The sequence below is a fragment of the Streptomyces apricus genome, from assembly GCF_008369065.1.
Classification (GTDB): domain Bacteria; phylum Actinomycetota; class Actinomycetes; order Streptomycetales; family Streptomycetaceae; genus Streptomyces; species Streptomyces apricus.
In genome coordinates this window covers 79,778-98,332 of the sequence record NZ_VDFC01000058.1, presented here as the reverse complement: position 1 = coordinate 98,332, position 18,555 = coordinate 79,778, and the positions used below count along the sequence as shown (strand labels likewise).

General features: G+C 74.0%; 13 protein-coding genes. 5 read left to right on the top strand and 8 right to left on the bottom strand.

Annotated elements, in window-relative coordinates:
* The first annotated feature begins 20 nt into the window (after window positions 1-20).
* Window positions 21-785, top strand: coding sequence for a helical backbone metal receptor (locus tag FGF04_RS32045; RefSeq protein ID WP_149514875.1), 765 nt, complete (start codon window positions 21-23; stop codon window positions 783-785).
* Between the two features lie 132 nt (window positions 786-917).
* The gene (gene icmF, locus FGF04_RS32040; protein ID WP_149514874.1) at window positions 918-4,145 is read left to right on the top strand and encodes a fused isobutyryl-CoA mutase/GTPase IcmF; all 3,228 of its coding nucleotides are present in this window, start codon (window positions 918-920) and stop codon (window positions 4,143-4,145) included.
* Between the two features lie 105 nt (window positions 4,146-4,250).
* On the opposite strand, the gene FGF04_RS32035 is transcribed toward icmF, so the two are convergent.
* The 3 genes from FGF04_RS32035 to FGF04_RS32025 form a co-directional block, all read right to left on the bottom strand.
* Window positions 4,251-8,120, bottom strand: a complete 3,870-nt coding sequence (locus FGF04_RS32035) for an nSTAND1 domain-containing NTPase (protein ID WP_149514873.1) — start codon at window positions 8,118-8,120, stop codon at window positions 4,251-4,253.
* Window positions 8,121-8,318: 198 nt separating this feature from the next.
* Window positions 8,319-8,684: a hypothetical protein gene (locus FGF04_RS32030; RefSeq protein ID WP_149514872.1), complete on the bottom strand. Its 366-nt coding sequence runs from the start codon at window positions 8,682-8,684 to the stop codon at window positions 8,319-8,321.
* A 194-nt stretch (window positions 8,685-8,878) separates the two neighbouring features.
* Window positions 8,879-9,556 carry a uracil-DNA glycosylase gene (locus FGF04_RS32025; protein WP_149514871.1) on the bottom strand — a complete coding sequence of 226 codons (678 nt, stop codon included), beginning with the start codon at window positions 9,554-9,556 and terminating at the stop codon, window positions 8,879-8,881.
* Window positions 9,557-9,755: 199 nt separating this feature from the next.
* Between FGF04_RS32025 and FGF04_RS32020 the strand changes: the two genes are divergently transcribed.
* Window positions 9,756-10,853 carry an N-acetylglucosamine kinase gene (locus FGF04_RS32020; protein WP_235882611.1) on the top strand — a complete coding sequence of 366 codons (1,098 nt, stop codon included), beginning with the start codon at window positions 9,756-9,758 and terminating at the stop codon, window positions 10,851-10,853.
* Window positions 10,854-10,972: 119 nt separating this feature from the next.
* Entirely contained in the window at window positions 10,973-11,896 is a 924-nt protein-coding gene (locus FGF04_RS32015; RefSeq protein WP_149514870.1) for a sirohydrochlorin chelatase, read from the top strand.
* 123 nt (window positions 11,897-12,019) lie between these two features.
* Here FGF04_RS32015 and FGF04_RS32010 read toward each other — a convergent pair whose 3' ends face one another.
* Both FGF04_RS32010 and FGF04_RS32005 read right to left on the bottom strand, forming a co-directional pair.
* Window positions 12,020-13,063 carry a lactonase family protein gene (locus tag FGF04_RS32010; RefSeq protein ID WP_149514869.1) on the bottom strand — a complete coding sequence of 348 codons (1,044 nt, stop codon included), beginning with the start codon at window positions 13,061-13,063 and terminating at the stop codon, window positions 12,020-12,022.
* A gap of 187 nt (window positions 13,064-13,250) precedes the next feature.
* Window positions 13,251-14,735, bottom strand: a complete 1,485-nt coding sequence (locus tag FGF04_RS32005) for an FUSC family protein (protein WP_149514968.1) — start codon at window positions 14,733-14,735, stop codon at window positions 13,251-13,253.
* Between the two features lie 230 nt (window positions 14,736-14,965).
* Here FGF04_RS32005 and FGF04_RS32000 point away from each other — a divergent pair, with 230 nt between their 5' ends.
* Complete coding sequence (locus tag FGF04_RS32000; protein ID WP_149514868.1) at window positions 14,966-15,442, top strand: Lrp/AsnC family transcriptional regulator; 477 nt, start codon at window positions 14,966-14,968, stop codon at window positions 15,440-15,442.
* A 166-nt stretch (window positions 15,443-15,608) separates the two neighbouring features.
* Here FGF04_RS32000 and FGF04_RS31995 read toward each other — a convergent pair whose 3' ends face one another.
* From FGF04_RS31995 to FGF04_RS31985, 3 genes are all read right to left on the bottom strand, one after another.
* Entirely contained in the window at window positions 15,609-16,190 is a 582-nt protein-coding gene (locus FGF04_RS31995; protein ID WP_149514867.1) for a TetR/AcrR family transcriptional regulator, read from the bottom strand.
* A gap of 60 nt (window positions 16,191-16,250) precedes the next feature.
* The gene (locus FGF04_RS31990) at window positions 16,251-16,952 is read right to left on the bottom strand and encodes an SDR family oxidoreductase (RefSeq protein ID WP_149514866.1); all 702 of its coding nucleotides are present in this window, start codon (window positions 16,950-16,952) and stop codon (window positions 16,251-16,253) included.
* 179 nt (window positions 16,953-17,131) lie between these two features.
* Complete coding sequence (locus FGF04_RS31985) at window positions 17,132-18,496, bottom strand: FAD-dependent oxidoreductase (protein WP_149514865.1); 1,365 nt, start codon at window positions 18,494-18,496, stop codon at window positions 17,132-17,134.
* Between the last annotated feature and the right edge of the window lie 59 nt (window positions 18,497-18,555).

Genomic DNA, 18,555 nt, shown 5'->3' with positions numbered 1-18,555 from the left:
CCTCCCGGACGAGGAGCTTGATGACGCCGCCGCGCGACGACATGGGAACCGGCGTGGACCTGCCCCGCCCGCCGCGGCGGGTGGTGTCCCTCGTCCCGTCCCTGACGGAGGCCCTCGCCCGCAGCCGGCCGGAGGTGCTGGTCGGGGCCACCGACTGGTGCACCCACCCCGGCGACCTCGACGTGGCCCGGGTGCGGGGCACGAAGAACCCCGACCGCGGGGCGATCGAGGAGCTGCGGCCCGATCTCGTGATCGCGAACAAGGAGGAGAACCGCGAACTGGACGTGACCCGGCTGCGCGCGGCGGGGGTGCCGGTGTGGGTCACCGTCATCGAGACGCTCCCCCAGGCCCTGACCTCGATGGAGCGGCTGTTCACCCGGGCGCTCGGCGGGCCGGTGCCCGACTGGCTCGACGCGGCGCGCGCCCTGTGGTCCGGGCCCCTGCCCGACATCGCCGCCACCGTGGCGGTGCCGATCTGGCGCGACCCCTGGATGGTGGTCGGGCGGTCCACCTTCACCGGCGACCTGCTGCGCCGGGCCGGCTTCGCCAACGCGTTCGCCGGGCACCCGGACCGCTACCCGCACATGGAGTTGGCGCGGATCGACCGGCCGGACGTGGACCTCGTCCTGCTGCCCGACGAGCCGTACGCGTTCAGCGGGCAGAACGGGCCCGAGGCGTTCCGTACCGCACCGACCCGCCTGGTGAGCGGCCGGCTGATCACCTGGTACGGCCCGTCGCTGCTGGAGGCGCACACGGTGCTGCGGGGGCTCGCGGGGGCGCGCTGACGCCCGGCGAGGACCCGGCTCCCCCTCCGGTGCGCGGCGGGGCTTGCCGTCGTACCGCCTCCCCATAAAATACTAGGACGTCCTACTATCCTTGGTGTCACCACTGTTCCGAAGTGCTCCGGGAAGGCCCTCATGCGCGATCTGCACCGTCCTGCGCACCCCGTCCGGCTCGTCACCGCCTCCGCCCTGTTCGACGGACACGACGCGTCGATCAACATCATGCGGCGGATCTTCCAGTCGCAGGGCGCCGAAGTGATCCACCTCGGGCACAACCGGTCGGTGCAGGAGGTTGTGGACGCGGCCCTGGAGGAGGACGTGCACGGCGTGGCGGTCTCGTCCTACCAGGGCGGACACGTCGAGTACTTCGAGTACCTGGTGGAGTCCCTGCGCTCCCAGGGCGCCGACCACATCCGGGTGGTCGGGGGCGGCGGCGGGGTGATCGTGCCCGAGGAGATCGCCCGGCTGCGGGCGAGCGGGGTGACCATCTTCTCCCCCGAGGACGGCCAGCGCATGGGCCTCGCCGGCATGGTCAACTCGGTCGTGCGGGACTGCGACTTCGACCTCTGGGAGAGCAAGCCCGCCGACGCCGCGGCCCTGCTCGCGGGCGACCGGTTCTCGATCGCCCGCGCGGTCACCGGCGCCGAGCTGGGCAAACTGCCCGAGGAGTTCTCGCAGCGGGTGCGGTCGGCCGCGGCGGAGCGGGTCACACCGGTCCTGGGCATCACCGGCACCGGCGGCTCCGGCAAGTCCTCGCTCACCGACGAGCTGGTGCGCCGGTTCCACCTCGACCAGCGCGGCAAGCTGCGGATCGCGGTGATCGCGGTCGACCCGACGCGCCGCCGGGGCGGTGGCGCCCTGCTCGGCGACCGCATCCGGATGAACTCGCTGGACGGGGACCAGATCTTCTTCCGGAGCCTCGCCACCCGCGGCAGCCACGAGCTGCCCGAGCACCTGTCCGACGTGATCGACGTCGTCAAGGCCGCGGGCTTCGACCTGGTCGTCGTGGAGACGCCGGGCATCGGCCAGGGGGACGCGGCGATCGTGCCGTTCGTCGACGCCTCGCTGTACGTGATGACGCCGGAGTTCGGCGCCGCCTCGCAGCTGGAGAAGATCGACATGCTCGACTTCGCCGACGTCGTCGCCATCAACAAGTTCGAGCGGCGCGGCGCGAAGGACGCGATGCGCGACGTGGGCCGCCAGCTGGTGCGCAACCGCGAAGCGTTCGGGCAGCGGCCCGAGGACATGCCGGTGTTCGGCACCTCCGCGGCGACGTTCAACGACGACGGCGTGACCGCCCTGCACCAGCACCTCAAGGGGGTGCTGGCCGAGCGGGGGCTGCCGGTGGCGGAGGGCGCGCTGCCGCGGGTGGACGTACGCCATTCCTCCGGGATCCGCCAGGTGGTGCCCGCGGACCGGGTGCGCTACCTCGCCGAGATCACCGGGACGGTCCGCGCGTACCACGCCGAGACCGAGGCGCTCGCCGAGGCGGCGCGGCGCGTGCAGCGGCTGGACGCGGTCAGGGCCGAGCTCGCCGACGCCGGCTCCGACGCGGGGAACGTGCAGGAGCTGCTCGACCGGGCGCGCAGGCAGCTGCGGCCCGAGGTCGCGGAGCAGATCGAGGACTGGCCCGCCGTCGTGGAGTCCTACTCGGGCGACGAGCAGGTCGTGCGGATCCGGGACAAGGAGATCCGCACCAAGCTGACCCGCGAGTCCCTGTCGGGCAACAAGGTGCCCCGGGTGGCGCTGCCCGGCTTCACCGACCACGGGGAGCTGGTGAGGTTCTGGCGGCGGGAGAACCTGCCCGGCCGCTTCCCCTTCACCGCCGGGGTGTTCCCCTTCAAGCGCGACGGCGAGGACCCGGCGCGGATGTTCGCCGGCGAGGGCGACCCGTTCCGCACCAACCGGCGCTTCAAGCTGCTCTCCGAGGGGCAGCCCGCCACCCGCCTGTCCACCGCGTTCGACTCGGTGACCCTGTACGGCCGCGACCCCGACGAGCGTCCCGACATCTACGGCAAGGTCGGCACCTCCGGGGTGTCGGTGGCCACCCTCGACGACATGAAGGCCCTCTACGACGGCTTCGACCTGGTCGCGCCGACGACCTCGGTGTCCATGACGATCAACGGTCCGGCGCCCACCGTGCTGGCGTTCTTCCTCAACACCGTGATCGACCAGCGGATCGAGGCGTTCCGTACCGCCGAGGGCCGCGACCCCTCCCCCGAGGAGGCCGCCGGGCTGCGCGCGCAGGCGCTGGCGACCGTGCGGGGCACGGTGCAGGCCGACATCCTCAAGGAGGACCAGGGACAGAACACCTGCCTGTTCTCCACCGAGTTCTCGCTGCGGATGATGGCCGACATCCAGGAGTGGTTCATCCAGAACCAGGTGCGCAACTTCTACTCGGTGTCGATCTCCGGCTACCACATCGCCGAGGCCGGCGCGAACCCGATCAGCCAGCTCGCCTTCACCCTCGCCAACGGGTTCACCTACGTCGAGGCGTATCTGGCCCGCGGCATGCACATCGACGACTTCGCGCCCAACCTGTCGTTCTTCTTCTCCAACGGCATGGACCCGGAGTACTCGGTCCTCGGCCGGGTGGCCCGCCGGATCTGGGCCGTCGCCATGAAGGAGAAGTACGGCGCCAACGAGCGTTCGCAGAAGCTGAAGTACCACGTCCAGACCTCGGGCCGGTCCCTGCACGCCCAGGAGATGGACTTCAACGACATCCGCACCACCCTGCAGGCGCTGATCGCCATCTACGACAACGCCAACTCCCTGCACACCAACGCCTACGACGAGGCGGTCACCACCCCGTCCGCGGAGTCGGTGCGCCGGGCCCTGGCGATCCAGCTCATCATCAACCGCGAGTGGGGCCTGGCGATGAACGAGAACCCGCTGCAGGGCTCGTTCGTCGTCGACCAGCTCACCGACCTGGTCGAGCGGGCGGTACTCGACGAGTTCGACCGCATCAACGAGCGCGGCGGGGTGCTGGGCGCCATGGAGACCGGCTACCAGCGCGGCCGCATCCAGGACGAGTCGATGCTGTACGAGCAGCGCAAGCACGACGGCTCGCTGCCGATCATCGGCGTGAACACCTTCCGCCGGCCCGGCGACGAGCCCGAGGGCGCCGAGGTCGAACTCGCCCGCGCCACGCAGGCGGAGAAGGAGTCGCAGCTGCGGCGGGTCCGTGACTTCCAGGCCGCGCACGGCGCGGAGGCCGCGCAGGCCGTCACCCGGCTGAAGGAAGCGGCGATCAACGGCGACAACGTCTTCGCGGTCCTGATGGACGCCGCCCGGGTCTGCTCCCTGCGGCAGATCACCGAGGCCTTCTTCGAGGTCGGCGGACAGTACCGCAGGAACGTGTAGGCACCACCGCGACCGTCCACTACCGGGCCGGGGCCGCCGCGAGGAGGCCCGCGTCGACGGCGGCGTGCCCGCGGGTGTGTCCGGGCCGGTGGGGGACGTGCCCGGTCAGCGGTGCGGGCACACCGGCGTGCCCGCCGACAGCCGCAGGCGGCAGATCGCCGCGAACCGCGCCGGCACGTCCAGGTCCCACAGCCGCACGGTCCCGTCGTTGCTGCTGCTCGCCACCGTCCGCCCGTCCGGGGCGAACACGGTGCCCCACACCGCGTTCGTATGACCGGTCAGCGTGGCCCACGGCCGCCGCCCGGCCACCTCCCACAGCCGCACCGTGCGGTCGCTGCCGCTGCCGGCCAGCAGCCGGCCGCCGGGCGAGAACGCGATGCCGCGCACCGAGCCGGTGCGGCCCCGCAGCACCGCCGTGGGCCGGTGCCGGCGGACGTCCCACAGCCGTACGGTCCCGTCGTTGCCGCCGCTCGCCAGGGCCCGGCCGTCCGGTCCGAACGCCACCGCCCGCACCGCGCCCGTGTGCCCGGCGAGCGTGGCCACCGGCCGGCGGCCCGCCACGTCCCACAGCCGTACGGTCAGGTCGTCGCCCGCGCTGGCCAGGGTGCGCCCGTCGGGGCTGAAGGCGACGCCGTTGACGAAGTCCGTGTGGCCGGTGAGCGTGGCCAGGCGGTGGCGGGCGGCCACGTCCCACAGCCGCACCGTCCCGTCGGCGCCCGCCGACGCCAGCAGCGCGCCGTCCGGGGCGAACGCCACGGAGAAGACGTCCCCGCGGTGCCCGGTGAGCGTGACGGGCGGACGGCGGGCGGCCACGTCCCAGAGCCGCACCGTACCGTCCGCACCGGCCGAGGCCAGCGTCCGTCCGCCGGGGGCGAAGGCCACCGAGAACACGGCCGAGCGGTGCCCGCGCAGCGTCGCGACGCACCGGTGCCGCGCCACGTCCCACAGCCGCACCGTGCCATCGGCGCCCGCCGACGCCAGCAGTCTGCCGTCGGGGCTGTACGCGGACTGCCAGACCTCGGTGGACGGACGGGCCGTCAGCACCGGCCCGCCCAGCGTCCACAGCACCACCGACTGGTCGAACCCGGCGGTGGCGAGCACCGTCCCGGCGGCGTTCACCGCCACCCCCATCGTGTAGTCGGTGTGGCCGGTGAGCGTGAGCGTCTGCATCCCGCTGTGCACGTCCCACAGCCGGGTCGTGCCGTCGCCGCCCGCGCTGAAGACCGTGGCCCCGTCCGGAGCGTAGGCGACCGCGTTGACGTCGTCGCTGTGCCCGGTCAGGACCGCGGTCGTGCGCCGCCGCGCCAGGTCCCACAGCCGTACGCTCCGGTCGGCGCCGCCGCTCGCCAGGCTCCGCCCGTCCGGCGCGAACGCGACGCCCAGCACGTCGTCGCCGTGCCCTTCGAGGACGCCCGCGGGCCGGTCGCGCGCCGTGTCCCACAGCCGTACGGTCCGGTCGGCGCCGGCCGATGCCAGGGTCCGGCCGTCCGGGGCGTACGCGAGGGTGTCCACCTGCCCGGCATGGCCGGTGAAGGACGCCACGCGGCGCTCCCGTCGCGTGTCCCAGACCTGGACCGAGCCGTCGGCCGCCGCGATCGCCAGCAGGCGCCCGCGGGGGTCGAAGGCCACGGCCCGGGCGCCCTCGGTGCCCGCCGGCAGCACCGCACGTGCGCGGTGGCGCACCGCGTCCCACAGCCGTACCGGCGAGTCGGGGCCGCTCGCGGCGAGCGTACGGCCGTCGGGGCTGAAGGCGACCGACCGCGCCCGTCCGCGCATCGCGAACGCGGCGACCGTACGGCGGTCCGCGAGCCGCCGCAGCGTCACCCTGCCGTCCGAACTGGCGGTGGCCAGGGTGCGTCCGTCCGGGGCGAACGCGACCGCGTTGACCGGCCCGCGGTGCCCGCCGAGCCGGGCCGAGAAGGGCTGCGCCTGGGTGCTGAGCAGGGCGCCGCGCGCCTCAGGCGTCGCCTGGGAGCGGTAGGCCTCCTCGGCGAACCGGATCGAGGCCTCGGGCTGGCCGGCGGCCAGCGAGGCGGACTGCGCGGCGAGCGCGTGGGACCGGGCGACCCGCTCCTGGTGCAGTGCGCCCGCACGCTGCCGGTACGCCAGCGCGCCCGCCAGGACGGCGAGCACGAGCAGCACCACCAGCGTGGCCAGCATGGACTGCCGGCGCCTGACCTGCCGCCGGGCCTGGCGCTGCCGCTCGGCCTCCTCGGCCAGGCTCGCGCGCAGGAACGCCTCCTCGCGGGCGCTGAGCCGGTCGCGGCCGTCCCGTTCCCCGGCCCAGGCCCGGACGGTGTCGAGCCGGGTGCCCCGGTAGAGGGCGGAGGGGTCGCCGCCCTCGCGCGCCCACTCGTCGGCGGCGTGCGCGAGCTGCTGGTGGATCAGCAGTCCGTCGCGGTCGGCGTCGATCCAGCCGCGCAGCCGGGGCCAGGCGTGCAGCAGCGCCTCGTGGGCGATCTCGACCGTGTCGCGGTCGGCGGTGATCAGGCGGGCCCGCACGAAGGCGTCCAGGGCTGCCGTGGCGCCGTCCACGTCGGTCAGGCGCTCCATCAGCGCGCTGCGGCCCATCCGGCGCCGGGTCGGCCCGGCGCCGTCGGCGACGTGGACCAGACGCACCAGGATCCTGCGGATCGTCTGCTGTTCGGCCGGGTACAGGCCCGCGAAGACGTCCTCGGCGGTGCGGGCGACCGCCCCGCGGATGCCGCCGGTGCGCTCGTACCCGGCGACGGTCAGGGTGTCGCCCTCGCGCCGCTGCCAGGTGGTCAGCAGCGCGTGGGAGATCAGCGGCAGCGCACCGGAGGGGGTGACGTCCGGCGGGGCGGGCCCGGCCTGCGGCCCGTCACCGGGCGGTCCCTCCGGTTCCGCGCGCAGGCCGGCGTCCCGCAGCAGCAGGGGGACGAGGCCGGGCTCCAGGGTGAGTCCGGTGAGGTCGGCGGGCCGGGTGACGGCCTCCCGCAGCCCGGCGACGGACATCGGGGGCAGGACGAACAGTCCGTCGGTGAACGCCGGGGCCAGTTCGGGGAATTCGAGGCAGCGGCCGGACAGGTCGGCGCGTACGCCCAGGACCACCACGGCCGGATCACGGCCGGATGCGTGCGCCGGGGACGGCGGGCGGCGGGACGTCGACACGGCGCACAGCACCCGGACGAAGGCGCGTCGCTCGTCCTCGTCGGAGCAGAGGGTGAACAGTTCCTCGAACTGGTCGACGAGGAACACCGGCCGCACCGGCGGCGGCCGCCGGTCCCCGTCGGGCCCGGGGTGCCCGTCCGCCGTGCACCGCACCGCCTCCAGCAGGAGCCCGGGCCGCTCCCGCACCTGCTGCGGGGTGAGGCCCGGATCGGCGTCCATCGCCTTCGCGACGCCGGTCAGCAGCTCCTCCAGCGGATGCGCGGTGGGTGTGAACGCCACCACCGGCCACTGCTCGGCGCCGGGCATGGGAAAGCCGGCGGGATCCCGTAAGGCCGGTACGAGACCGGCGTTGAGCAGGGAGGACTTGCCGGCCCCCGAGGGGGCGACGACCATCAGGGGTCCGCCGCCGATCCGTTCGAAGACCCGCTCGACCAGTGCGGCGGTGGCCCGTTCGCGGCCGAAGAACCACGGCGCGTCCCGGGCGGTGAACGCCGACAGGCCCCGGTAGGGGCAGGTGCCGTCGGGGCCCGTCCGCCCGGGTGCGGTCCCCGCCTCCCCGGGCGGCTCCGTCAGCAGCCGCAGCAACCCGCCCTCGGCGTGCAGGATCCGGTCGCAGCACCGGGCGACGTCGACGGTGGCCCGCTTGGCACCCGTTTCGATCTTGCTGAGGTAGCCCTTGCTGTAGTGCGCCTGCCGGGCCATGTCGGCCAGTGAGAACCCTCGTTGACGGCGCAGGCGCCGCAACTGGGTGGGAAAGTCGGGAACGGTGCCGTCGGACGGTCCTGCCCCGCGTCGGTCTCCGGTGTGCTGCTCCCCCACCACGTCCCCCGTTGTCGCGCGCATGAGCCGTGAGAGGCCCCATGTCCACAGTAGAGGTGGAATGTGACAGTGGCTCAGCCTTTGACCGTTGTGGTGCGAGGTGGGGTGAAAAACGGCTGCCCGTGGACGCCCTCGCCGGGGAAGGTGAACGCCCGGAACCGCGGGCGCGGTTCCGGGCGTTCACCTTCCCAAGGCCTTCCGTGCGTGAGGCCTACGGACGGCTTACGGACGGTTCAACTTGATCGAGTTGACCGGCCCGAGGTCCGCGTAGACGCCCTTCTGGGCCCCGATGGTGTAGTTGCAGTTCGTGCCGCCGTAGTTCAGGCACAGTTCGGCCGAGGCGCCGCCGGTCTGGTTGTTGAGGACCCAGTGCCAGCCCGACTGGTTGCTCAGGTTGTGGGGACCGTACGCCCAGTAGACGTTGCTGGGGCTGCGGGCGGGGTCCTGGTTCTGCGGGTAGATGCAGACGGCGCCGGACGGGCAGCCGGCCCAGTCGTCGGCCGCCCTGGCGTCGGCCGTGCCGGCGAACGCCAGCGTCGCCGTGGCCGCGGTCGCCAGCGCCAGTACCGTGTCGAACAGCTTGCGCATGTTTCCCCTTTGCGGTCGTCCTGCCTGGTCGCAGGGCGTGCTCGTTCTTCCGGGCACCAGACTGGCCGCCGGGGGCGGAGGGGTCGACGGGTTGCCTGTTTCCCGACGGCGGGGCCGTGCGGGAAACCCGCTGTGATCAGCGCGGTCGACGGCAAGGGGGCAACCGCCGACCGGCCACGATCAGCGCACCGGACTCAGGGCAGCTGCCAGTTCACCGGCTGCGCTCCCTGGCGGACCAGCAGGTCGTTGGTCCGGCTGAAGGGGCGTGAGCCGAAGAAGCCGCGGTCCGCCGACATCGGCGACGGGTGCGCCGACTCCACCGAGGGCAGGTCGCCCAGCAGGGGCCGTGCGTTGCGGGCGTCACGGCCCCACAGGATCGACACCAGCGGTTTCCCGCGCGCCGCCAGGGCCCGGATCGCCTGCTCCGTGACCTCCTCCCAGCCCTTGCCGCGGTGCGCCGCCGGCTTGCGCGGAGCCGTCGTGAGCGCCCTGTTGAGCAGCAGCACCCCCTGCTCGGTCCACGGGGTGAGGTCGCCGTTGGACGGCCTGGGCAGTCCGAGGTCCGTGTGGAGTTCCCGGTAGATGTTCTCCAGGCTGCCCGGGAGCGACCGCACCTCGGGCGCCACCGCGAAGCTCAGCCCGATGGCCATGCCCGGCGTGGGATAGGGGTCCTGGCCGACGATGAGGACGCGGACGTCGTCGAAGGGCTGCTGGAAGGCCCGCAGGACGTGCGCCCCCGCCGGCAGGTAGGTCCGGCCGGCCGCGATCTCGGCCCGCAGGAAGTCGCCCATCGCGGCGATGCGTCCGGCCACCGGTTCGAGGGCCTTCGCCCAGCCCGGCTCGACAAGTTCGTGTAAAGGTCGTGGTGCCACGGCGCGTCACTCTACTGGCACGCACCGACAGTGCGCGTACGCGGTACGGTCCGCGCACCGGGAGCGCCCGCCGGGCGCTACTCTTCCTCCTCGCCGAGGTCCCGCGGGCCGACCGGACCAGCCGAGCCGGTCGGACCGGTCGCGCGGACCGGCCGGATCGTGCGTGACCGGGCAGCCGGTCACGGGAGAGGGGTGCAGCGTGTCGCGTCCCGTGACCGGTACCGCCGACGGGTCGGGCGTCCTCGCGGTGGACTCCGGCGGCTCCGGACTGCGGGTCGTACTGGTCCCCGACGGGGGCCCGGTCACCGAACCGCTGACCTCCCGGGAACCGGTGCGCACCGCGGCGCGCGGCATCGACGCCGGGCATCTGCTGGAGCAACTGGTACCGATGGCGCGGCGGTTGATGGCCGGTGCCGGGGTCGGCACGCTCCGGGCCGCCGCCGTGGGCGCCGCCGGCCTCACCACGCTGGGCGACTCGCTGCGCGCCGACCTGTACCCGGCGCTGGCCCGCGAACTCGGCGTACGGCGGCTGGCCCTGGTCGCCGACGCCGTCGCGGCCTACACGGGTGCGCTCGGGCAGCGGGTGGGCGCGGTCGTCGCGGCCGGCACCGGGATGATCGCGATCGGCACGGACCTGCGGGAGTGGCGCAGGGCGGACGGGTGGGGGCATCTGCTCGGCGACAGCGGCAGCGGGGCATGGATCGGGCAGGCGGGCCTCGACGCGGCGCTGCGCGCCTACGACGGGCGGCCCGGCGGTTCGCTCCCGCTGCTGTCGTACGCCGAGGAGGCGTTCGGGTCCGCGCCGGCGCTGCCGGGACAGCTCTACCCGCGCCCGGACCGGCCCGCCGTGCTGGCGTCCTTCGCGCCCGCGGTCGCCGCCTGCGCCGGTGACGGCGACCCGGTGGCGGTGGGCGTCCTGGCCGCCGCGGCCCGGCACATCGCCGACTCGGCCGCCGCGGTGTGCCCCGCGCCCGCCGAGGCCGAGACCGAGGCTGCGTCCGCGTCCGCGGGGGCCGGCGGGACGGCCGGAGAGGTCCGCCTCGCCCTCACCGGTGGACTGTTCAGGATGGGCGACCCCCTCCTCGTACCCCTGCGGGCCGCCCTGACGGACCGGCTGCCGCACGCGCGGCAGGTGCCGGCCGCGGGCGATCCGCTCGACGGCGCCGCCGGCATCGCCTCCGACCTGGCCGCCGGCCGCCTGGCGCTGCCGCGCGACGACAGCATGCTGTACGTCGTGACGGACACCCCGGACGGCCCGGACGCCTCGGACACGCGTTCCCGTGATCGCACACCGTGATCCCCCGGCAGGCAGGGAGATCGATCCGTACGCAACTCATCAGACAAAACCGGACGGATACCGCTCACCTGGACCCTCCCCGAACAGGGGAGCCCAGGAAACCAGTAACATTCGGCGCCATGAGCTCCCCCACTGGGCCCGCGTCCGGCCTGCCAGTACGAATGCCGCGACCCCGCCAGCCCGGCCGGCACCGCCGACCGGAACCGCTGGCGGCTCCCGAGGGCGCGCCCGCGCTCGTCCTCGCGGTGCCGGGCACGCCCAGCGCCGCCACCCGCAGCCTCGCCGAGGAGGTCGTGAGCATCGCACGCTCCGAGCTGCCCGGCCTCGACGCCCGCATCGGGTACCTGGACGGGGACGACGAGGAGTTCCCGACGCTCCAGTCGGTGCTCGCGCACGCCTCCGAGGAGCGCGTCGCGCGCTTCGAGCAGGCGCGTGAGGCCGGTGCGGACGCGGTGGAGCCCGACGGCCCCGTGGCCGTGGTCGTGCCGCTGCTCGCGGGCCCGGACGGGGCGCTGCTGCGCCGGGTCCGCCAGGCCGTCATGGACAGCCGCGTCGCGGCCGACCTGACCGACGTCCTCGGCCCGCACCCGCTGCTCGCGGAGGCGCTGCACGTGCGCCTGTCCGAGGCGGGTCTGGCGCGTGCCGACCGGGCCAGGCTGTTCACCGTGGCGACGGCCGCGGACGGCATCATCCTGGCGTCCGTGGGCGGCGACGAGGCCGTGCAGGCGGCCGGCATCACCGGCATGCTGCTGGCCGCGCGGCTCGCCGTGCCCGTGATGGCGGCGGCGCTCGACGAGGAGGGCTCGATCGCGGCCACCGCCGAGCAGCTGCGCAACGCGGGCTCCCAGCAGCTGGCGCTCGCTCCCTACCTGATCGGCCCCGAGCTGGACGCGGGCCTGCTCGACGAGGCCGCGAAGGAGGCGGACTGCTCCGCCGCCGAGGCGCTGGGCGCGTACCCCGCGATCGGCAAGCTGGCGCTCGCGAAGTACATGACGGCGCTCGGGATCACGCCGCCGCAGCAGCAGGGCGCGCCGGTCCGCTAGGTCCGGCCGGGCCGCGGCCGGACCGTCGGCCGGACCGTCGGCCGGAGCCGCTCGTACGCATCAACCCCGAAGGGCCCGCTCCGTCTCCGGAGCCGGGCCCTTCGGGGTTGCCGGACCCCTCCGTCAGTCGAGGACCACGCAGGACGCCGCGGGCACCTTGACCGATCCGCCGCGCTGCGGCAGGCCCGTGTCGGGGTCCACCCGGAACCACGCGACGTTCCCGGAGCGCTCGTTGGCCACGTACAGGAAGCGGCCCGTCGGGTCGAGGGCGAGCGCCCGCGGCCAGACACCGCCGCAGGACACCGTGGCGACCAGCTTCAGCCCCGCGTCGGCCGCCGTGGGCACGAGGACCGAGACGACGTCCTGGCCGCGTGTCGCGGTCCAGACGAAGCGGCCGTCGGGCGACACGACGATGCCGGAGGGGTAGGCGTCGCCCTCCGGGAGGTCGGGCAGCACGGCGGTCTCCCCCACCGGCCTGAGCGCGCCCCGGACGGCGTCCCACCGGCACGCGGTCACGGTCGGCGAGAGTTCGTTGAGGACGTACGCGCGTTCGCCGTCCGGGTGGAAGGCCAGGTGGCGGGGGCCCGAACCGGGCCGCAGCGCGATCTCCCGGTGCAGGGCGAGGGCGCCGTCCCGCAGGGCGCACACCCGTACCGAGTCGGTGCCGAGGTCGACGCTCACCGCCCACCGGCGGCTCGGGTCGGGCTGGACGTGGTGGGCGTGCGGGCCCTGCTGGCGCTGGGCGTGCGGGCCCGCGCCCTCGTGCCGCAGCACGTCCGCGACGGCCCCGAGGCCGCCGTCGTGCCGCACGGGCACGGCGCTGACGCTGCCCGAGCCGTAGTTGGCGGTCAGGACGTGCCCGTCGAAGAGGCTCAGGTGCGTGGGCCCGCTGCCGCCGACGGATACCGGCGCGCCGGACAGGACCGGCTCGTCGCCCTTCACGCGGTAGGCGGCGACCGCGCCCTGCGTCGTCTCGCTGACCGCGTAGAGCATGTCCCCGGCGGGCGACAGGGCCAGGTAGGAGGGGTCGGCGACGCTGTCCACGGCGCTCAGCAGCGTCAGGGCACCCGTCTCCCCGTCCACGGCGGCGGTGAGCACGCCCAGGCCTCCCGCCGCGGTGAAGGAGCCGATGTACGCCCGCCGCTGCCGTCCGTCGCCGTCCGTCACTGCGTCCCCTCTCGGTGCCACGTCCTTCGTGCCACGTCCTTCGTGCCGCGGCCCGGTGCTGCGTCCTGCGGGCTGCGTCCTTGAGGGCGACGGTAGCAGCGAATGGCCTAGACCAAACCTGGACCCTGCCGTCTTCCGCCGCGCGTCCCGGCAGGTGCCTCCGGACGGCGCACGGCGCCGACTGCGCTCAGGCGCTCGCGAGCGGGCCCCGCAGCGGCGCGGCCAGCGCGCCGAGCGCGCGTTCCAGGTTGTGCAGGTGCGCGAGGGCCTGCTCGGCCCCGGGGTGGTGGCCGGGCGCCTCCCCGGCCGCCGTCACGGCGCGCTCCGGGACCGCGCCGACCAGGACCTCCACCGCGGCCTCGACGCGCCCGCAGGCGGCGGTGAGACGGGCGTCGTGGGAGGCGGCGGGGTCGGCGGCCACGGCCACGAGGCCCCGTGCCTCCCGGGCGCAGTCGTCGAGGAGGGCGAGCACCTGGCGGGCGCGTTCCTTGCGGGCCCGCACCGGGTTGAGCGGGTGCACCAGCGGGGCGAGCGCGAAGCGGACCCGGCCCAGCACGGCCTCCAGCTCCGCCGCCTGCGGGGCGGGGTCGGCGCCCGGGTCGCCGGCCAGCCGCCGGGCCGCCGTCGCGGTGCAGCCGTGCACGGCGCGCACCGCCTGGTCCACCCAGCGGTCGGTGACCGCGTGCGTGGTGACCGGCAGGACCAGCGCGACGGCGAGCACGGCGCCGAGCGCGCCGGCCGCGGTCTCCAGGACCCGCAGGCCCAGCAGCGCCGGGTCGAGGACGCCGAGCAGCCCGTACAGCAGGCCCGCCAGCACGGTGACGAAGAACATCATCCAGCTGTACGAGAGCGGTGCGGTGTAGAAGATGCCCCAGACGCAGACGGCCACGAGCGCCGCCGTGGGCGCGGGGGCGCCGTTCAGGGGCACGACGGCCAGGAGTCCGGCCGCGATGCCGGTGACCGTGCCGACGACGCGCCGGAAGCCGCGTACCAGGGTCTCGCCGCGGGAGGAGGTGTTGACGAAGATCCACCAGGCGGTGCCGACGGCCCAGTACCAGCGCTCGTGCGAGAGGAGCTGGCCCGCGGCGATCGCGAACGCGCAGGCGGCCGTCGCCTGGAAGGCCTGGCGGGTGGTCGGCCGGGAGAGGCCGCGGCCGGCCGGTGCGGCGGGCACGGCCGGCGGCGGCGTGCGCCGTTCGACGCACCACGCGCCGAACCGCACCGCCGAGGACGCCGCCAGCGAGATCGCCATGGCGGCGTACAGCTCCGGGAGCTGGCGGGGGGCGGTGTGCAGGAACTGGCTGATGAAGAAGGTCATGAAGGCGAAGATGCCGAGCGCGTGGCCGCGGGGGCCCCAGCGGCGGGCGTAGACCCCGCCGAGGACGACGGCCAGCCAGACGGCGTCGCGGACGGTCGGCACCGTGTGCAGGACGGCCGCGAGGGCGAGGACGGGGAAGCCGACGGCGGGCAGCAGGGCGGTCGTGAGCGCCTGGCCGCGCACGGTCGGGTCGCCGACCGTGAACAGCGCGAGCAGCGCGGCGAGGCCGCCGGTGATCGAGGCGGGCAGGGAGAGCCCGGCCAGCTCCGAGGCGGTCACCGCGAGGCCGATGCCGAGGACCGCGCGCAGCGCGATCCGCATCCGCAGCAGGCCCGGGTCGGGGGCCATGAACATCTTCTTCACCGTCGGCAGTCCGCCCCTGTCTCGTTCGATCGGTCCGCGGGATCCTCATGCGAATGGCGCCGCGGGGCCGGTACGGCTTCCTCGCCGCCCGGCGCTGCGCGGCGCCATCAGTACCCCTACGTTAGGCAGGTGGGGGGTGGTGGCTCAACCGGCGGCCGCCCCACTGGACCGTTGGTACAGTCACGGACGATCACCCAAGATCACAGGGAGGCCAACGGACCATGGCGGTGGACGAACTCGACACGCGGATCCTGCGGTTGCTGCTGGAGCAGCCGCGCACGAGCGTGCGGGAGTACGCCCGGATCCTGGGGGTGGCCCGGGGGACGCTGCAGGCGCGGCTCGACCGGCTGGAGCGGGACGGGGTGATCACCGGGACGGGGCCTTCGCTGTCGCCGGCCGCGCTGGGGCATCCGGTGCTCGCGTTCGTGCACGTCGAGGTGACCCAGGGGCATCTGGACGAGGTGGGGGACGCGCTGGCGGGCGTGCCGGAGATCATCGAGGCGTTCTCGATCACCGGGGGCGGGGATCTGCTGACGCGGGTCGTGGCGCGGGACAACGGGYACCTGGAGGATGTGATCCAGGTGCTGATCAGCCTGCCGGGGGTGGTCCGTACGCGGACCGAGGTGGTGCTGCGGGAGCGGGTGCGGGCTCGGGTGCTGCCGTTGGTTGAGGCGGTTGCGCTGGCCGCGCGGGGCTGAGTGTTTGGTGCGGGGGGTTGGGGGGGCGCAGGGTTGTGTGTCGTCTGCGCGCGGGTCGTGGCTGAGCGCGCAGCTCCCCGCGCCCCTGAGGGGGTGGGGGCCAGGTTGTGTGTCGGCTGCGCGCCGGATGTGGTTGAGCGCGCCGTTCCCCGTGCCCCTTTCGGGGCTAGTTCATGCCTGCGGCGTCCAGGAGGGTGGCGGCCGTTGTCTTGGTCAGGCCCTGGAGGGTTTCCGCTCCGGCGCCTGCTCTCGCGCTGGCTCCGTCGAAGATCAGGGCCAGTTGGCGGGCCAGGAGGTCCGGGTCCTTCGCGCCGCCCCGTTCGGCCTCGGCGCGGAAGGTCTCGACCAGGGCGCCCTTGGCCCGCAGGGCGACGACGCTCGCCGGGTGCCCGGGGTCCTTCAGCTCGACCAGCGCCGACAGGAACGGGCACCCCCGGTAGTCGTCCTGCACCGAGGCCGCTTCGAGCTGCTCGAAGACGTGCAGGATCCGTTCCCGCGGCGGTCGCGGCGGTTCGGACTCCTCCGCGCTCAGGCCCAGCCGCCGCCCGTACTCCGGCGCCCGCCGCTCCAGGCTCGCCGCCAGCACCTCGTCCTTGCTCGCGAAGAGCTGGTACATCGAGCGCTTGGACACCCCGGCCGCCCGGCACAGCGCCTCCACGCCGATCGAGACGCCGTCGCGGTAGAAGAGCTCGGTGGCCGCGTCGAGCAGCCGGTCCCTGGTGGACGTCTTGTCCGTGCTGGTGGCCATGGGGCGAGGTTACCTCCGCGGGAGGGCGGACCGAGACCGATCGGTGTACCGCCCGGACGGTCAGGCGACGAGCTGGGGGTACAGGACCGAGAGGTCGGCCGACAGACCGGACTTGACCTGTCGGGTCAGGTCGTCGGCGAGCACCTCGAAGGCCCCGCTCTCGATGCCGTCGAGCGCCTGGGCCGCGACGTCCGCCGGCGTGGACTTGGGGGCGTCGATCGCCGCGGTCATGTCCGTGTCGACGTACCCGACGTGCAGTCCGGTGACGCCGATCCCGCGCGGCGCGAGGTCCAGCCGCAGGGAGTTGGTCTGGGACCAGAGCGCCGCCTTGGACGCGCTGTACGAGCCGGCCAGACCGATCCACGAGAGCACGGAGTGGACGTTGAGGATGTGGCCGCCGCCGTTGCGCTCGATCACGGGGACGAACGCCCGGGCGGTGAGCAGCGGCCCGTAGAAGTTCGTCTCGAAGTCCTTGCGCACGTCGTCGACCGGCGACTCCAGGAACGACGTGTGCATGGAGACACCGGCGTTGTTGATCAGGACGGTGACGTCCTGGGCCCGCTCGGCGGCGGCCGCGACGGACGCGGGGTCGGTGACCTCCAGGGCCAGCGGTACGGCCCGGGTGTCCTTGACCGTGCGCGGGTCGCGGGCGGTGGCGTACACCTTCTTCGCCCCGCGCTCGAAGAGCCCGTCCACCAGGGCCTTGCCGATCCCCCTGCCGCCGCCGGTGACCAGGACGACGGAACCCTCGATCGCGGTCATGACCTTCTCCGATCCGAATGCGGAAACCGATCGGTTTCCTGTTGCTCAGAACCGTAAACCGATCGGTTTCACAAAGCAAGCGGGGACGCGAAAAAGGGGTTGGCCCCGCCGTGACGGCGGGGCCAACCCCTTGTCTCTCGTGTCGGAAGCCGCAGGACCGCGGCCCTGCGGAGCTGCGGCTACGCGCCGCTCGCCCCCAGCATGTCCTCGCGCTCCACGAGCTTCACGCGCTCGCGGCCCTGGGGCTCGCCCAGCGCCTTCTCCGCGGCGTCCAGGCGGTACCAGCCGTCCCAGGTGGTGAAGCGGACGTTCCGGTCGGCCAGGAACGCGTCCACCGCCTCGGGCTCCGGCGACGCGGGCGTCACCAGGCGGCCGTTCGCGTGGTCGTCCAGGAGGCTGGCGACCGTCTCGTTGGCGTCGCCCTTGGTGTGGCCGATGAGGCCCACCGGACCGCGTCGGATCCAGCCCGTGACGTACGTCGAGCGCAGGTGCTCGCCGGTCTCCTCGATCACCCGTCCCGCCTTGTCCGGGACGGTGCCCGACGCGACGTCCCAGGGCAGCTTGGGCAGCTTGTCGGAGAGGTAGCCGACGGCCCGGTAGACGGCGCCGATCTCCCAGTCCTTGAACTCGCCGGTGCCCTTGACGTTGCCGGTGCCGTCCAGGGCGGTGCGCTCGGTGCGCAGCCCGACGACCTTGCCGTCCTCACCGAGGATCTCGGCCGGCGACTCGAAGAAGTGCAGGAACAGCTTGTGCGGACGGTCGCCGACGTCGCGGATCGCCCAGTTCTCCAGGGTCTTCGCGACCATGTCGGCCTGCTTGTTGCCGCGCCGGGTGGCGATCGAGCCCTCGTCGTAGTCGATGTCCTCGGGGTCGACGATGACCTCGATGTTCGGCGAGTGGTCCAGCTCCCGCAGCTCCATCGGGCTGAACTTCGCCTGCGCCGGGCCGCGGCGGCCGAAGACGTGGACCTCCAGCGCCTTGTTGGCCTTCAGCCCCTCGTGGACGTTCGGCGGGATCTCGGTCGGCAGCAGTTCCTCGGCGGTCTTGGCGAGGATGCGCGCCACGTCGAGCGCCACGTTGCCGACGCCGAGCACGGCGACCTTCTCGGCCTCCAGCGGCCAGGTGCGCGGCACGTCCGGGTGCCCGTCGTACCAGGAGACGAAGTCCGCCGCGCCGTACGAGCCGTCGAGCCCGATGCCGGGGATGTCGAGCGCGCGGTCGGCCGTCGCCCCGGTGGAGAAGATCACCGCGTCGTAGAAGGCACGCAGGTCGTCCAGGTTGATGTCACCAGGGTAGTCGACGTTGCCGAAGAGGCGGATCTGCGGCTTGTCGAGCACCTGGTGCAGGGCCGTGATGATGCCCTTGATGCGCGGGTGGTCGGGGGCGACGCCGTAACGGATGAGCCCGAAGGGGGCCGGCATCCGCTCGAAGAGGTCGATGGAGACACCGGGCTCGGCGGCCACTGCGGACTTCATCAGCGCGTCGGCGGCGTAGATCCCGGCAGGGCCGGCTCCGACTATGGCTACCCGCAGAGGGCGAGGCATGATCAGGTTCCCTTCGAGCGGTGATCAGATGTACTCACCAAGGAGCCTAAACTAAGGGT

Excerpts from the sequence above, each read along its gene's own strand:
- icmF (WP_149514874.1), top strand. The coding sequence starts at position 918 with ATGCGCGATCTGCACCGTCCTGCGCACCCCGTCCGGCTCGTCACCGCC.
- FGF04_RS31995 (WP_149514867.1), bottom strand. The coding sequence starts at position 16,190 with ATGGCCACCAGCACGGACAAGACGTCCACCAGGGACCGGCTGCTCGAC.
- FGF04_RS31985 (WP_149514865.1), bottom strand. The coding sequence starts at position 18,496 with ATGCCTCGCCCTCTGCGGGTAGCCATAGTCGGAGCCGGCCCTGCCGGG.
- FGF04_RS31990 (WP_149514866.1), bottom strand. The coding sequence starts at position 16,952 with ATGACCGCGATCGAGGGTTCCGTCGTCCTGGTCACCGGCGGCGGCAGG.
- FGF04_RS32030 (WP_149514872.1), bottom strand. The coding sequence starts at position 8,684 with ATGCGCAAGCTGTTCGACACGGTACTGGCGCTGGCGACCGCGGCCACG.
- FGF04_RS32005 (WP_149514968.1), bottom strand. The coding sequence starts at position 14,735 with ATGTTCATGGCCCCCGACCCGGGCCTGCTGCGGATGCGGATCGCGCTG.
- FGF04_RS32015 (WP_149514870.1), top strand. The coding sequence starts at position 10,973 with ATGAGCTCCCCCACTGGGCCCGCGTCCGGCCTGCCAGTACGAATGCCG.
- FGF04_RS32045 (WP_149514875.1), top strand. The coding sequence starts at position 21 with ATGACGCCGCCGCGCGACGACATGGGAACCGGCGTGGACCTGCCCCGC.
- FGF04_RS32035 (WP_149514873.1), bottom strand. The coding sequence starts at position 8,120 with ATGCGCGCGACAACGGGGGACGTGGTGGGGGAGCAGCACACCGGAGAC.